General features: G+C 55.9%; 9 protein-coding genes and 2 pseudogenes. 2 read left to right on the forward strand and 9 right to left on the reverse strand.

Annotated elements, in window-relative coordinates:
• From SE16_RS16425 to SE16_RS15165, 3 genes and pseudogenes are all read right to left on the reverse strand, one after another.
• Positions 1 to 191, reverse strand: a pseudogene (locus SE16_RS16425) (class I SAM-dependent methyltransferase); the annotation flags it as partial.
• A 580-nt stretch (positions 192 to 771) separates the two neighbouring features.
• Positions 772 to 1,818: a hypothetical protein gene (locus tag SE16_RS15600; RefSeq protein ID WP_152918031.1), complete on the reverse strand. Its 1,047-nt coding sequence runs from the start codon at positions 1,816 to 1,818 to the stop codon at positions 772 to 774.
• 111 nt (positions 1,819 to 1,929) lie between these two features.
• Positions 1,930 to 3,096, reverse strand: a complete 1,167-nt coding sequence (locus SE16_RS15165; RefSeq protein ID WP_201782254.1) for a hypothetical protein — start codon at positions 3,094 to 3,096, stop codon at positions 1,930 to 1,932.
• 772 nt (positions 3,097 to 3,868) lie between these two features.
• Between SE16_RS15165 and SE16_RS16655 the strand changes: the two are divergent.
• A pseudogene (locus tag SE16_RS16655) lies at positions 3,869 to 4,574 on the forward strand (integron integrase); the annotation flags it as partial.
• Between the two features lie 51 nt (positions 4,575 to 4,625).
• On the opposite strand, the gene selB reads toward SE16_RS16655, so the two are convergent.
• Both selB and SE16_RS00020 read right to left on the reverse strand, forming a co-directional pair.
• Complete coding sequence (gene selB / locus SE16_RS00015; protein WP_060687041.1) at positions 4,626 to 6,494, reverse strand: selenocysteine-specific translation elongation factor; 1,869 nt, start codon at positions 6,492 to 6,494, stop codon at positions 4,626 to 4,628.
• 6 nt (positions 6,495 to 6,500) lie between these two features.
• Positions 6,501 to 7,742: a coiled-coil domain-containing protein gene (locus SE16_RS00020; protein WP_054494242.1), complete on the reverse strand. Its 1,242-nt coding sequence runs from the start codon at positions 7,740 to 7,742 to the stop codon at positions 6,501 to 6,503.
• A 182-nt stretch (positions 7,743 to 7,924) separates the two neighbouring features.
• Here SE16_RS00020 and SE16_RS00025 point away from each other — a divergent pair, with 182 nt between their 5' ends.
• Positions 7,925 to 10,132 (forward strand): esterase/lipase family protein, encoded by a 2,208-nt coding sequence (locus SE16_RS00025; RefSeq protein ID WP_060687043.1) that lies wholly within the window; start codon positions 7,925 to 7,927, stop codon positions 10,130 to 10,132.
• 66 nt (positions 10,133 to 10,198) lie between these two features.
• On the opposite strand, the gene SE16_RS00030 is transcribed toward SE16_RS00025, so the two are convergent.
• Genes SE16_RS00030 through SE16_RS00045 form a run of 4 tightly spaced genes read right to left on the reverse strand, consistent with a single transcriptional unit; the run spans position 10,199 to position 14,473 of the window.
• The gene (locus SE16_RS00030) at positions 10,199 to 10,444 is read right to left on the reverse strand and encodes a hypothetical protein (RefSeq protein ID WP_054494244.1); all 246 of its coding nucleotides are present in this window, start codon (positions 10,442 to 10,444) and stop codon (positions 10,199 to 10,201) included.
• A gap of 15 nt (positions 10,445 to 10,459) precedes the next feature.
• Positions 10,460 to 10,966: an FHA domain-containing protein gene (locus SE16_RS00035; RefSeq protein ID WP_054494246.1), complete on the reverse strand. Its 507-nt coding sequence runs from the start codon at positions 10,964 to 10,966 to the stop codon at positions 10,460 to 10,462.
• 6 nt (positions 10,967 to 10,972) lie between these two features.
• A complete protein-coding gene (locus tag SE16_RS00040) occupies positions 10,973 to 12,469 on the reverse strand; it encodes a DnaJ domain-containing protein (protein WP_054494248.1) in 1,497 nt (498 codons plus the stop codon).
• Positions 12,470 to 12,475: 6 nt separating this feature from the next.
• On the reverse strand, positions 12,476 to 14,473 hold the full coding sequence (locus tag SE16_RS00045; RefSeq protein ID WP_054494250.1) for an outer membrane protein assembly factor BamB family protein: 1,998 nt from the start codon (positions 14,471 to 14,473) through the stop codon (positions 12,476 to 12,478).
• Positions 14,474 to 14,559 lie beyond the last annotated feature (86 nt).

Below are 14,559 nucleotides of genomic sequence, written 5' to 3' on the forward strand. Positions count from 1 at the left end.
TAGCCTTTCTCTGCCAATGCAATGGCATTTTGCCCACCACCTGCCCCTAACTCCAAAACGCGCTTTGGTGGAACGCCAATAACGCTGTAAGCCCATTCCGCTTTGCGGCGATGCCGTTCTTCCACATTGCCCCAATAGATGCCACTCCATTCAGCCTGCTTCGCGTAAAATTTGCGCGCCCAAGATGACATAACAACTCGTGCTGCCCAACGGTCTGCGATTCAGCCGCCCGCGGAGCGGGTCGGCTGCAAGCGCGTGTTAGCCAGCGGTGGCTGGCGCAACACCCCACGACGAGGACGCGCCCCCGCGTGCTTGTGGCAACGCACCGCCACACCGCGCTTGCCTGCCCACCAACACCCCACCCCGCACCCAACCAGCCACCACCTTGAGGAGGTGCGCGCAAGCCGCCTTGTCCATCAGCCAACCTGTGCGGGAACGTCGAGCAACACCGACAAGCCCCAGCCGCACGTTTCGTTGGTCACGCCAGGGCGAGCGGCCTGCTTGTGGCCTACCGTGTGCGAAGATGGCGGCACGGCGTCTACAGCGTTTTTGCCATCACCTGAGAGTGGGCTTCTCTGGTGAGACAGTGTGCTGAGTGAGGCCATCTTTCAGGTGCGGCGAGGGTGCGTCCTGTCAAAGTACGAGCAAATGAGATGGCTAACGGCTGGCGCTTCACCCGCGCCGCGAAGCGCAGCGGAGCGGCGTCAGGTGGAAGCGCAGGTTGGGTTGCCTGTATGATTCTGATAGCAGTTTGTTATTGGCATAAAATCTTCACGGCGCTTCAACGTATCTGCCGCAAGTGTCTGTAATAGGATTAGGACTTCCAATGTTTACGTGCACTCCACGGGACGGATCATTGCTTCCCATAAACTCCCAGTAGTATATGCGTCTCTCATTCTCCAACTCACGTCTCGCCTGAATACAGTACCTAATATGCATCAAACCCGATTCCGTTTCTGTGTACCGATCAATTTTGACAAGTGTCCAAGGCGGCGTTGAGAATACCCCTTCATACCATTTCACAACTTGTTCTATGTCTTCTCGTTCAATATTGAAAGAACGAAATACTGTGCCTTCCCTTTCCAAATACTGTGACTGGTCACTAAAGATAGTGCCTGGGTAAATGGGTACATCCCTCACAGGTATAGTTTGTTGTTGGTTCACCCTGGCTTGCTCTGCAATTGTTAAAAGAACTCGAAAGATGTAATAGGGAAGCGCAATTACTTGAGGTGTTTCCGTTGCAATTATCCCTACGGAAATCTCCTCTTGGGTTTCAGATATGTAAAGCGCATTATTGCCCCGCCATTCAACATAGTCTTCGGTGTCTTCGCTGGCATACGACCGAGGCAAGTAAAAGATGTCTCTTTCAAGAAAAGGTAACACCTGATACCTAATACGGACAAATATGCGTCCATTCCCCCCGCTATATGCACCAACTCCCCGAAAATACACATAGGCAGTTCGTGTCCTGTCAGGTGAAATCGCTCGCTGTATTTCAGTTTCCCCCGCAATTTCGGAAGCAGCGAAGAATGTGCCCAATGTGAACGGGGGAATAAGCATTAAAAAAACTGTCAAAACGTATAGCCCACCACCTATTATTGACGGAAGATAAGAGAGTGTGGCCAATAGCTGCTGTCGCTTACTGCTAGTCCTGCTGACAGCCAAAGATATTATGGCGATAATTCCAATGGCGGGCGGGAGCAGAATATCAGGAATAGTTCCCGCCAGCGAGTAATCAGTTGAATATAAGAACCACAAAAACAAACCAAGAATCAGATTAACAGTTACTAACAACTTTGGGGAAAATGGGTTTTTCATCTGTAATGCCTTTGAGCACAAGAGAGGCAACCCAACGACCAAGCTCACCTGCCGCTATGGAGCGCAGCGGAATAGCGGTCAGGTGGAGCGTTTTGTTGGGCGTAGCTTTCTTTATGGTTGCTTCGGCACATCAAATACTAAAACCGTTAAAAGCATTTCTCTGCTTGGATCATTCCTATGCGACATAACATAACGAAATCCCGTATCAGAAACTTGTGATATGCTCCTTTTATAGTTTGGATGTTCTTCTATTGTGTTAGGAATAGCATCCAATACTGCGCTAAAGTTCTTGTTTTTGTTAAAAATTATAATGGCAACCTTTGTGTCACGCCATGAACTATAAGAAAGAATTTGATCAATGGTTTCTGTCAGTTTTTTCGGACCTCCCCAAAACTTACATTCTGCTATAAAAATATTCTTCCCGTTAACTCTTATTAGAATATCTGTCTTCCCCATATAATTAAATGTTTCACCTGTAGCTGATCCTTCAAAATGACCATTAAGCTGAACTAGGAAATGGGTTCTCAATGACTCTTCATCCATATCGACAAAGGCAGAAGGACTGCGCTCCATGACTAAGGCCATATTCTCAATAACATTCAAAATATGTTCATAATGTTCCAAATCTAAAACGGGTTCAGGTTTGTATGGGTCGGAGCTTGCCACGGGTGGAGAAGGTATTATCTTACGGCGGACTTCAGGAGCGACATAGGTTTTAGTAGCATCCGCTCGTTCTTTCAAAGGGAAACCAAGTCCAGCCACTAAACTTTGGTCTTTTAATAATTTTTCTCGTCTTTGTTCAATAGCAGATCGAGCAATAGAATACAGACTGTCATTAAACTGCTTAACATCGCATCTGAGATTTTCAAGATAACTTTTTATATCAGATATCGTGCGATCAATCTGTGATTTGACATTTTCAGTTGTCAAATCTACTCCCTGAATTCTCACAATTATGGTATTTCCCTTAATCTCTGCATTAGGTGGAGACAGCGTAAATGTACTTGGTTGAATATTAAAAGCCTCCGCATCTCCTTCAAAAGGAATGATAATCTCAATTTCAGTGCCTTGAATATAAAATGGTTTGCTTCTATCTCTAATAAATCTCATAGGATCACGACTAACATCAACCTGAACCTCCCGTTGGTCAGCAACTATCTTATCTTCATGTAGAATAGGAACATCTATCCAGTATTTTTTCTTAAAATATTCAGCTAAGTCGTCTATTGGAGTGTTGAGCAATTTGTTAGCGTTGTAATTTTTAATTTCTTCAAGCATCTCGTTCTTTTGATGCTCTTTAACTGAAAACCAGTCAACTTTAGAAAATAAATAATTGGGTTTATGTGTATACATATTTGTCGTCCTTAATGACGCCCAACGGTTTGCGATTCAGCCGCCCGCGGAGCGGGTCGGCTGCAAGCGCGTGTTAGCCAGCGTTGGCTGGCGCAACACCCCACGACGAGGACACGCCCTCCGCGTGCTTGTGGCAACGCGCCGCCGCACTGCGCTTGCTTGCCCACCAACACCCCCACCTCGCACCCAAACCTTTGCACCTTGCTGAGGAAGCGCGCAAGCCGCCTCGCCTTTCAGACAGCCAGTGTTGGAGCGCAGAGCAAGGCCGACAAGCCTTAGCCTCTCTCTTCGTTGGGCGCGCCAGGGCGAGCAGCCGGCTTGTGGCCGGCGGTGTGCGAAGACGGCGGCATGGCGTCTACGGCATGCTTGCCATCACCTGAGAGCGGGCTTTTCGGGTGAGAAGTGTGCTGCGTGAGACCATCTCTCTGGTGCGGCGACGGTTCGTCCTGTCAAAGTACGAGCGGATGAGCGGCTAACTATTAACTAGACGGAATCCGTTATTGACGCCGCTAAAATGGCTCAATGCGGATTCCGTATATTCCTGCATTTTGGTTGACTTTTGCGTAATTGTTCCGTATAACCTCCGTAGCCAGAAGAAAATGTGGACTGTGACGATGGAGTGACGTATAATGGCTCGGCGGTGAAGCAGACGAAGATGCCCACTTGGTGAAAACAATCGTATAACAGGATGATACATATGTCAAGACCTTCATCACAACAACCGCCCCAGCGCCCGCTAAAGCTTTTGGACCGTGTTCGTCAAGTGTTGCGTCGCAAGCACTATTCCTACCGAACAGAACAAGCCTACATCCAATGGATCAAGCGCTACATCCTCTTCCACAACAAACGTCACCCCAAGGAGATGGGCGCGCCCGAAATTGAGGCTTTCCTCACCCACCTTGCTGTAGAAGAACATGTCGCCGCGAGCACCCAAAATCAGGCACTGAGTGCGTTGCTCTTCCTCCTATCGTGATGTGCTCGGGCAGGACCTGGATCTTTCGATCAATGCCGTACGCGCAAAGAAGCCCAAACGCCTGCCAACCGTTCTGACCCGCCAGGAGGTGCAGCGCGTGTTCGCTCACCTGACTGGTCTGCACCTGCTGATAGCCCAACTTCTCTATGGAAGCGGCCTGCGCCTCATGGAATGCCTGCGCTTGCGCGTGAAAGACCTGGACTTCGAGCAGTTTCAGGTGATTGTCCGCGATGGCAAGGGGCAAAAAGACCGCGTGACGGTGTTGCCGCAGGCGCTTGTAGAACCCCTCCAGCGGCAGTTGCAGCACGTGCAACACGTTCACCAACAGGACCTTGCCCGTGGCTACGGTGCTGTCTTTCTCCCTGACGCTTTGGCTCGCAAGTATCCCAACGCTGAACGCGAATGGATCTGGCAGTGGGTGTTTCCATCAGCGTAAATGACCTTCTCCGGTTGCCAGCGCACGTGCGTCCAAAGAACGGTCTCACCGCAGCACCCGCGCATCGCCAACCCGCCGCGTAATGCGCCGTTCATCGAGATGCTCCAGCAGCGCCACAGCGTATTTGCGACTTGTCTCCAACTGGTCGCGCACTTCGGCAACGGTCACACTGCCGCGCTCACGAATCAGGGCTTGAATGCGTTCCACCATTTGCGCATACGTCTCCGGCAGGAACAGCACATCAGCACTCACACGTACCAGGTCGCCGCGCGCAATCAGCAAATCGAGCACATCCTCGCCCACCATGCGTGCGGCTTCGCTGGCGCTGGGCGGGCGTGTGGGGTGGGCGCGAAACGCCGCCAGCAACTGGTCCACAGCGGCTTGTTGCTCCGCACGCAGGCGAACCTGAAATGTGCTGAGACGTAGCAAGCCGTTTTCCTCAACCAGCCAGCCCTCTTCACAAAACGCCTCGCGCAGAGCGGCAAAATGTTTGGAAGAAAGCCCAAGACGGCTCGCCGCTTCTTCACGCGGCATCCCCAACCGCAGCGGGTGTTGGGCATGGTAGGTTTTCAGCAGGCGTTGCAAGCGTTCAGCATAGGCGCTCCACCCCTCGGCGGAAAGCAGTATGTGCTCGGCAAGACGACGTATGCGCCCTTCGCGAACGCCCTGCTCCAATGCGGCGTGGGTTGTTTCAGGGGGAAGCGGGCTCTGCGCCAGCAACGCCTCGGTGGCGATCGGTTCATCTCGCCGCAGTGTCTGGACCAGCAAATCAAGCGGATCGCCTTCATCGAGCAGGCGGAACCGGGCCAGCGTTTGCTCGCGGAAACGCCGCCAGCGCCGCCCTGGGTGCGGGTCGAGAATGCGCCCGCCGCCGAGCGTGCGGCTGGGGGATGGTTGGCGGATGATAAAGCGGTCGTTGCGTGCGACCACCACTGGTCGGTCGAAGCGCAACTGCACGTACCCCCGTTCACCGGGGCGCAGTTCGCGCACACCGATGAGGCGCACATGCGCCATCACTTGGGAAGCCCCAACGAAAAACTCCACTTCAGCATTGTGGCGCAGTGGCTTGGGGGCGTCAGGCAGAAGGTGGAGCGTTGCATCAACCAGGTATGTGGGGCGATACGTGCCGGGCTTCACCAGCACATCCCCACGTGCCACGTCGTTCACATCAACGCCGCTCACGTTGATCGCCAACCGCCGCCCGGGAGCGGCGGTTTCCACAGGGTGACGGTGTGTTTGCATGCCGCGGATACGTCCGCGCAACCCGCGTGGCAGAATCTCCACCTCATCGCCAACGTGGAGCGTGCCATCCGACAGCGTCCCCGTCACCACCGTGCCAAACCCAGCCACGGTGAAGACGCGGTCAATCGGCAGGCGTGGGCGCCCGACGTCGGGGCGTGGCGGAATATCAGCCAGCAAGCGGTCGAGCGTTGCGCGGAGTTCGTCCAGCCCGACGCCGGTACGCGCCGATACCGGCACAATGGGGGCGTTTTCCAGAATGGTGCCACGCAACACATCACGCACATCGTCTTGCACGAGCGCCAGCCACTCCTCATCCTCGATGAGGTCAATTTTCGTCAGCGCCACAATCCCCCGCCGAACACGCAGCAAATCCAGAATCGCCAGATGTTCGCGCGTTTGCGGCATCACGGCTTCATCTGCGGCGACAACGAGCATAGCCAGGTCAATCCCCCCAACACCGGCGAGCATGTTTTTGATGAAATCTTCATGCCCCGGCACATCCACAATGCTCACATCCAGCCCGCTGGGAAGCGTCATCCACGCGAAGCCCAAATCAATTGTCATCTGGCGGGCTTTCTCTTCTTTCAGCCGGTCGGGGTCAATGCCCGTCAGGGCTTGCACCAGCGTTGATTTGCCGTGGTCAACGTGTCCCGCTGTGCCAATGACTCGCATAGGCGCTCAGGCTTCGTTTGTATGTTCTCGCACTGCATCGCTAATGCGTTGGAAACGGCGGCGCATATCCTCCAATTGCGCCGAGGCGATTTCTTCCTGGAACGCCCACAACTCCGTAATGAGCGCCCGATATTCGGTTTGAATGTCAATAATCTGCCGCCCCAATTGTTGTAAGCGGTCGTTCGCTTCGCGGCGGAACGTTTCCAACTGGCGCAGACGGTCTTTCAACTCTTCATGGCGCGCGTCAATCTGGTTCCACTTGGCTTCACGTTCCAGGCGGAACTTTTGCCAGCGTTGCTCTTGCTCAGCGTTCCACTCCTCGTACAGGCGGCGTTGCTGTTCCACCGACAACCGCATTTTTTCGGCTGTCAGGTTGAATTCGCGTTCCAATTCATCTTTGAACGCTTCAATTGCTTTGAGATGCTCCTGCACACGCACCTGGAACTGTTGCGTCTGGCTCAGCAATTGCTGTTGCTGCCGAATTTGCTCGGCATACTCGTTCATGCTGATTTCCCACTGCTGCACTTTTTGCTGGAAATCGGCTTCGCGGAGCTGGGCGTTTTCAACCCACTTGTTGAAGTCGCGGCGCAGGTCTTCGCGGGTGGCTTGCAAAGCGGCAATGGCTTGCTCGTTGCGGCGGGCTAAATCCTCAATAAGTTCCAGTTTGGCTTGATGGGCTTCCGTGCGGCGCAACAATTGCACGTTTTCTTCTTGCAGTTGCGTGATATGCTTTTGGTCATTGACGCGCTGCGTTTCAACGTAGGCGACGCGGTCTTCCAGTGACGGCAATGTGCGTTGCAGGGTGGTGGTGCGCGTCGCCAGGTCTTGCACCTGTTCGATAATGCGTTTGTCTTCTTCGCGCAATGCTTTGATGCGTTCTTCAAGTTGGGGCAATTTATCGAGGCTGCGGCGCAATTCGTTGATGGCGCGGGTTGTGTTTTCACGTTCAACCTGGCGAATACGCGCTTCTTCGCGCCGCGCCTGTTCATTCTCTTCTTCCAGGCGGGCTATCATGTCGGTGACTTCATCACGCAATTGTTGCAGCGCCTGCTCAATCTGCGTGAAGCGCGATAGTTTCGCTTGCGTGTTGGAAAGACGCCCCTCTAAATCCTGAATGCGCCGCGCCTGGTTTTCCAGTTCAACCGCCTGGCTTTCCACCTTTTGGCGCAGTTCAAGCAACAGGGCTTTGTCGCGGCGGTGTTCTTCATCTAGCCAGTTGATCATTTGGGACATCTGGTTGAGATCCACGTTCGGCTCCTCCTGACGGCGTATTGGTGAATTGGGTCTCGGCATGGGGGCATGATACTCGCAGGGGGCTGAATGGCAATTGTCGCGAAGTGGTGTGGCGCGGTATTTGCCACGCGGCTGGCTTTGTGCTGCAATACACCATACCTGCTTGCCCATTGCGTACAAGCAAAGGAGCATTCCCCATGAAGACCCTGGAAGACGGCTCGGCTGCTCAGGCATACACCATTGCGCCCCTGGATACCGCCTCTGAATTGTTGTGGCAAACGCTTGTGGCGGATGCGTTTGTCCAGCGGTGCTGGCATGTGGTGGAAGACCCCACGCGCGCGCATGTGCGCTTGCGCGTAGAAGGCGAAGCGGCATTGTTGTACGACGCCGACGGCGTGCTGCTGGCGCGTATCGCCGCCACGGCTGAGGCTGTGGCGCACCGTTTGCGGTTGCTGGCGCACGCTTGGACGGTGGCGCGCTTGCCGCATGCGCCACATGCACCAGCCCATGCTGAACCGCTGGACGTGCTACTGACCGACGCCGACGGTGCGCCCCTGCCCCGCCACGATGACCAAGCGTGGGTGCTCACGGCGGGGGAACAGGTGCATGTGCGGATTGCCAATCAAACACCCTACACGCTCTTTGTCGTGCTCCTCAATATCGGCGCGGACGGCACATGCACCCCCCTGCACCCGCCCGATACGCCCTTCCGTCTGGCGGGGGGCGAAGTGTTGACGCTCGGCGAAGAAGGGACATTGCGCGCCACGCTCCCCGCCGATGGCGCCGAGACCCGCGATACGTTGAAGGTGCTGGCGTTTTCCACACCCGTTGTCCTGCCGACGTGGTTGGGTGGCGTACACGGTGAGGGGGAACCGCGAGCCTTCTGGCAGGCGCTACGCGAGGCCTGTGTGTCCCCCAACGTTCCACCGGATACGCCGTGGTGGTATGCGGCGACCGTGCGGCTGGTGACGATTCGCCCCCCTGAAACAACCGCGGCGTTGGATGTGCAGACGTTCGATGTTCGGGTAGCGTTCCCGCCGGGTTTTGGCGGCGAAGTGCGTGCTTTCACCCAAGGGCAGCATCTGCGTGCGTTTGATGTGCCCGCGCCGCCGGGATTGCAAGGCGTCGCCGAACCGGTGGCGCTGGTTCATCGCAGCCAGCGTGCTGCGCCTGCCGTCGCGCTGGAGATTGCGGGAACGCCGGAGGATTTTGCGGCTGTGCGCACCGAAACCCCGCTCATGATTGGGTTGCCCACCACGCGCGACATGGAGAGCCAGGGCGTTGTGGCGCTCGCGCATGATGGCGAGTTTTTCTATCCGGTTGGGCGGCGCGAATATGATGGCATGGTGCGCATTACCTGGCTTCCACCGGGGGGAGAGGCTTCAATTGGCGTGCGTGATTGGCGGCGCACGGTACGGCTCTATTTCTACCGCTTGACCGGCTGGGGCAAAGACCCCTTGACGGATGGAACCTTGCATGTGGCGCGGTATGTGCCGCCCCACTTCTCCTCTGGGCATCCGGGGTTTGACGTCCATGTGCTCCCCACGGATGACGGCGGCGCTGTCCATTATCGGAGTGTGCACGCCACAGACCTTCAGCCCGGCATGCGTATCGCGCTGATTGTGCATGGGTTCAACAGTGATTCACGCCATTTTGTGCGCGCCCTCTCCCAATTTCCAGAAAAAGGCATCTGTCGGGCGTACGACCGCGTGCTGACCTTTGACTACGAATCGGTGGGGACGGGCGTCTGGGAGAATGCCGAGCGCTTGGGGAAGGCGTTGCGCTCTGTGTTGGAGGGGCGCGGCGTCCAGGTGGACATGTTCGCGCATAGCATGGGCACGGCTATCAGCCGTCTGGCGATTGAGCGCGAAGGTGGCGCGCCATACGTGCGCCGTCTTTTTCTGGCGGCAACGCCCAATGAAGGCACGTTGTTGGCGAAAGCCAAAGACGCCGCCACGCTTCTGGCGACGATTCTCATCAATCGTAGCGTGCCGCAGCCGCAGGCATTTCTTCTTGGCTGGGCGCTGGGGCGGTTGGCTGAAACACTGCAGGGCATCGAAAGCCTGGAACCAGATTCCGAGGTGGTGGCGCAGTTGTTGCAACCCGTGGATAACCCCCGCATTCCTTACTTTGTCATGGCCGGCAATGCTGTGCCGGAAGAACTGAGCGAACGCCGTCGCCTGGAACGCTTGTATCGTGTCGCGGCGCATGCTGTGGATACGCTGCTCGACCATTTCTTTGCCGACCAGCACGATTTGATTTTGAACATGCGGAGCATGTGCGCGCTTGGCAATCGCGGTCTCTATCCGGCGGCGCTACTCGACCAGCGCACCCTGACGTGCGACCACTTCCACTATTTTGCCGACGCCGATGCCCTGGCAATCTGGCGTGATTGGTTGTCATAAACAGACCAGTGTGGAGATGCAAAACGGGGCGCTCTAAGGCGCCCCGTTTCAGTGGAAGCGGAAACGTTAGTCGCGGAAGAATTCCACAATTTCATCGCGTGCGCGTTGCGGTGCGAGCACTTCCATGAACGTAATACGGTTCCAGGGGTAATAGACTTGCACCGCTTCACGGTCAAGATAGGGCAGTGGTTTGCCGTCTCGGCGGCGTGGGTTGGTCACAATCACAACCTGGTCGGTCGGCTTGGGCAGTTCTTCCAATTCGGCAACAAAGGGGTCTTCATTGGCAACGTGCATAATCACCGTGTAAGCCATGGCTCACTCCTTCCTTCATTCGGCTTGAATCAAAATTTTCATACGCCCCAGTTTGATAATATCGCCCGGTTGGACCGGCGTCGGTGTATGCGCTGGAATACGCACGCGGTTGACATACGTGCCGTTCGTGCTGTTCAGGTCCTCGATATAGACCCCCATCCCTTTGCGGGTCAGGCGCGCGTGGCGTCGTGAGACCCCGGCGACGTGTGCACCATATGGCTCCAAATCAATGAATGGATCTTTATGATGATGCCCCCTTCCAAGAATAATCGAAGGAATTTCGGGAAGGCGCACAATATGCCGCTGGGGCAGAATAATCAACGCCCATTGCCCGCTGACGAGCGTTGTCCGTTCAGTGGGCGGCGCTCGGCGGTGAATATCATCCACACTCCCGCCGTTCACCGTGTCTTCGTATAAGCGTGTCGGCTCGACAACGATGTCATCACGTAGAGGTGTGCCGCAGGCATCACAAAACAGCGTGTTGCTCAGGTTGGTAGAACCACATTGAGGGCATGACTTCATGGACGCTTATGCTCCCTCTGACGATTGATGAGTTTGTGGCGCAGGCAAGGCCAGCATGCGTGTTCCATATTTCAATTCAAGTGTACCTTCTGGTGAGAGTTCACCTGTGGCGCGCAAGCGCGACAATTCTTTTTCTGCCACTTGCGCCAGGTTGCGTTCTCCCAGTTCCAGGAACCGGTCCACCAGCAGGGCGAGATGGGCTTCGGCTTGTTCGACGTCGCCTTTTTCAAGCGCTTCCCATGCTTGTTCTTGCAGACGCGAAATGACGGCGCGTCGTGCGGCTTCGATGACTTCTTCAGGGTAATTGAGTTTGCTTTCGGAAACGGATTCCACATTGAGCGGTGTCGTGAGCCGCAAGCGTATCGGGCGGGTTTGCCCAATGATCCGTGCCTCAACTTCAAAGACAGCGGGCAGGACGACCCGACGGTCCTGGTCAATGGTGAGTTTGAGATCAATCAGCACTCTACGCGCCGGTTTGTTGTACAGCGCGCCTAACACGTATGCGCCGTCATCTTGCGGCGTGATCCGTTTCAAGCCTGGCGAAACTTCATACACGGATAGCACTTCGCTTTCGTCGGGGGTAGTGATGGTCAGGTCAACGTGGCTGGCAATCGTCGTGCGCAGATTTTTCAATTGTTCTTCAAAAACACGCAGAATGTCGCGCGGTTCGCGCAGAAAATACGATTGCCCCCCGGAAATATCCGCCATCTTGTCAAGCAGGCGGTCGTTCCATTCTGTGCCGATACCGAGCAGCGTCATGCTCATGTTGTGCGCCGCCGCGCGTTGTGCCAGGGCGATACAGCGGTCTTCATCACCATAGGTGTTGCCGTCGGTCAGCAGAATGATTTGGGTGACGACGCCGGGAGTGTGAAACTTTTGCGCTTCACTGAATCCAGCTTCAAGCCCGCGGGCGATTTCTGTGCCGCCGCTGGCTTGCAATTTGTTGAGCGCTTCCATGAGCGTGGTGGGGGATGGGCGGTGTTGCGCCGGCAGGACGATGTCCGCCCAATCGTTGAACGCGACAATCGAGAGGTAATCGTCCGCCCCCAGGCGCTCGGCCACCATGCGCGCCGCTTGCCGTACCTGGAAGAGCCGCTCGCCCCGCATCGAACTGCTCTGGTCCACCACCAGCACCAGGTTGATGGTTGGTGGGCGATTGGCGGCTTCTTCACGGGCGCGTAACTCTAACAGCATATAGAGCCGCTGGGGCGAATTGGTCGCCCGCAGAACGTGCGGTCCGTGCAGAATCTCGGCGTGAAACGGTGGAAATAGACCATGTTCACGCAGCCAGCGATCGTAATCGCGGCGCTTGATGGGGTCGCTCAGGATGTCGTAGGCTTCTTGAATGGCAAGAAATTCAGCCGATTGGTGCGTTTGCGCCCCCGTGTCTGGGTGGAGTAAGCGTGCCAAACGCCGATATTGGCGCCGAATGAGCGCCTCATCAGCACCGGGGGGAAGCCCAAGGCGATGGTAAAAATCTTCTTGAAAGGTTGCCGAAGCCATCAACGCTTACTCCGTTTGGTCAATGTTGATTGGAATAGCGTACACGAAGTGATCGAGCGAGCCAAAATAGACATTGCCGTACCCGACACGCGGCGAACCGGGAATCGGTCCACCGGTCTGGAACGACCATTGAATGCGCCCATGTGTTGTTTCCAGACAGTAGAAGTTGCCGTCAACACAACCGACGTAGAGACGATCTTCATGCACCCAGGGCGACGACGTGACTTGATGACCAAGCCGCCGTTTCCACACCAGTTTGCCCCATTCGCCGTCAATGCAATAGACGTGTGCGTCAACCGAGCCGATATAGACTTTGTTGCCGTCCACAAAAGGCGATGAGACCACGCGGTCGCCGGTGCGGTAGCGCCAGATAACCCACCCCGACGAAGCGTCAATGCTGTACACCACCCAGTCCATGGAGCCCACGACAATGCGGTCCCCGCTCAATGCCGGGCTGGAAATGACGGGCCCATTTGTGCGCACCTTCCAGCGGCTTGCGCCGGTCATCACGTCCACACCGTGAACCTGCGTATCTTCGGCGCCGAAAATCACAATCTGGTCGAACACAACCGCCGTCGAGCGGATAGGCGCACCGACTTCATATTTCCACAGAATGCGCCCGCTCGCCGCGTCGAGGCAGTAGAACATGCCATCATCAGAGCCAATGTACACATTATCGTACGCCACGCAAGGCGACGCGCGGACGCGCCCCTGCGTTTCGGCTTTCCACGCTTGTCGCCCTGAGAGGGCGTCAATCGCGTAAATGCATTTGTCTTCGGAACCGACGATGACCATGTTTTGGTACACCACGGCGCGCCCCGGAATGCCGCCGCGCGTGGGGAATTTCCACAAAAATTCGCCGGTTTCAGCGTCGAGGCAGTAGAGGTTGTTGTCATAACTTCCAATGTAGATGTGCCCTTCATGCAGGCAAGGCGTTGACCGCACTTCTTCTTCGGTGCGGAAAATCCAGCGCGGCTCAACTGTGAAACTCCGTGTGTGGGCTTGGATTGGCACCGTGGCCGGCCCTTCATCGCCGACCGGGCGTGTGGGCGCAACGTCTTGCGTCGGCGAGACTTCTCTGGTGGCGTCCATGAGACGGCGTGTAATCTTGCGGGTAATTTCGCGCGTGGAAGAATGTTTGAGCGTGCGCACCGAGTGCATCGTGCCGCGGCTCACAGATTTGAGCGCCTGGTGCATCTCCTCAGCCGATTGCCAGCGGTCGAGCGGGTCTTCGGCAACGGCGCGCATGATGATGGCTTCTAACTCTTCGGAGACGGTTGGGTTGTACTCATGAATGGGGCGCGTGTTGAAACTGAAAGGACGATGTTGCTGGGGGTCGGTGTTCGTCAGCAAGTGGTGCAGGGTTGCCCCCAGCGCATAGATGTCCACCAGCGGCGTTGCTATCCCTTCGTATTGTTCCGGCGGGGCGTACCCTTCCGTCCCGATCATCGTGTTGCGCACGTCGTGTTGGAAGTGCTTGGCAATCCCGAAGTCCACCAACGCCAGCAAGCCGTTGGGGCGCAACATGATATTGCTCGGTTTCAAATCGCGGAAAATGATTGGCGGATTGTGATTGTGCAGATACGAGAGCACGTCCGTGAGTTGCAACCCCCAATCAATGGCTTGCTCGGCGGTAATGGGGCGCCCCCGTTTTTGCATGTATTGCAACAAGTTTTGCCCTGGGATGAATTCGAGAATGAGGTAGTGATGGTCGCCTTCTGTGAAGTAGTCATACACCTTGGGAATGGCGGGGTGGTTGAGCGACGCCAGAATGTTGGCTTCACGTTCAAAGGCTTGGATGGCTCGGCGGCGCGCCTCTTCATCGAGCAGTTGGTCGTACATTTCCTTGACGGCGCACCGGCGAATGACGGCGCGAAAACGCTTGTCGCGGGCGGCATAGACCGCCCCCATACCACCGCGCCCAATGACTTCCTCGATGATATACCGGTCACCGAGAATCGTTCCAGGTGTGAGCGTGGCTTGAGGTTTGCGCGATTGTTTCATCGGCTCTCTCGTTTCTCAGGGCGTTTGTTCATCTGCTGACTATAAAGGAAAGTCGGTAAAAGGTCAATCATTCCATGCGCATTCTG

Source organism: Ardenticatena maritima, from assembly GCF_001306175.1.
In the GTDB taxonomy this organism is placed as follows: domain Bacteria; phylum Chloroflexota; class Anaerolineae; order Ardenticatenales; family Ardenticatenaceae; genus Ardenticatena; species Ardenticatena maritima.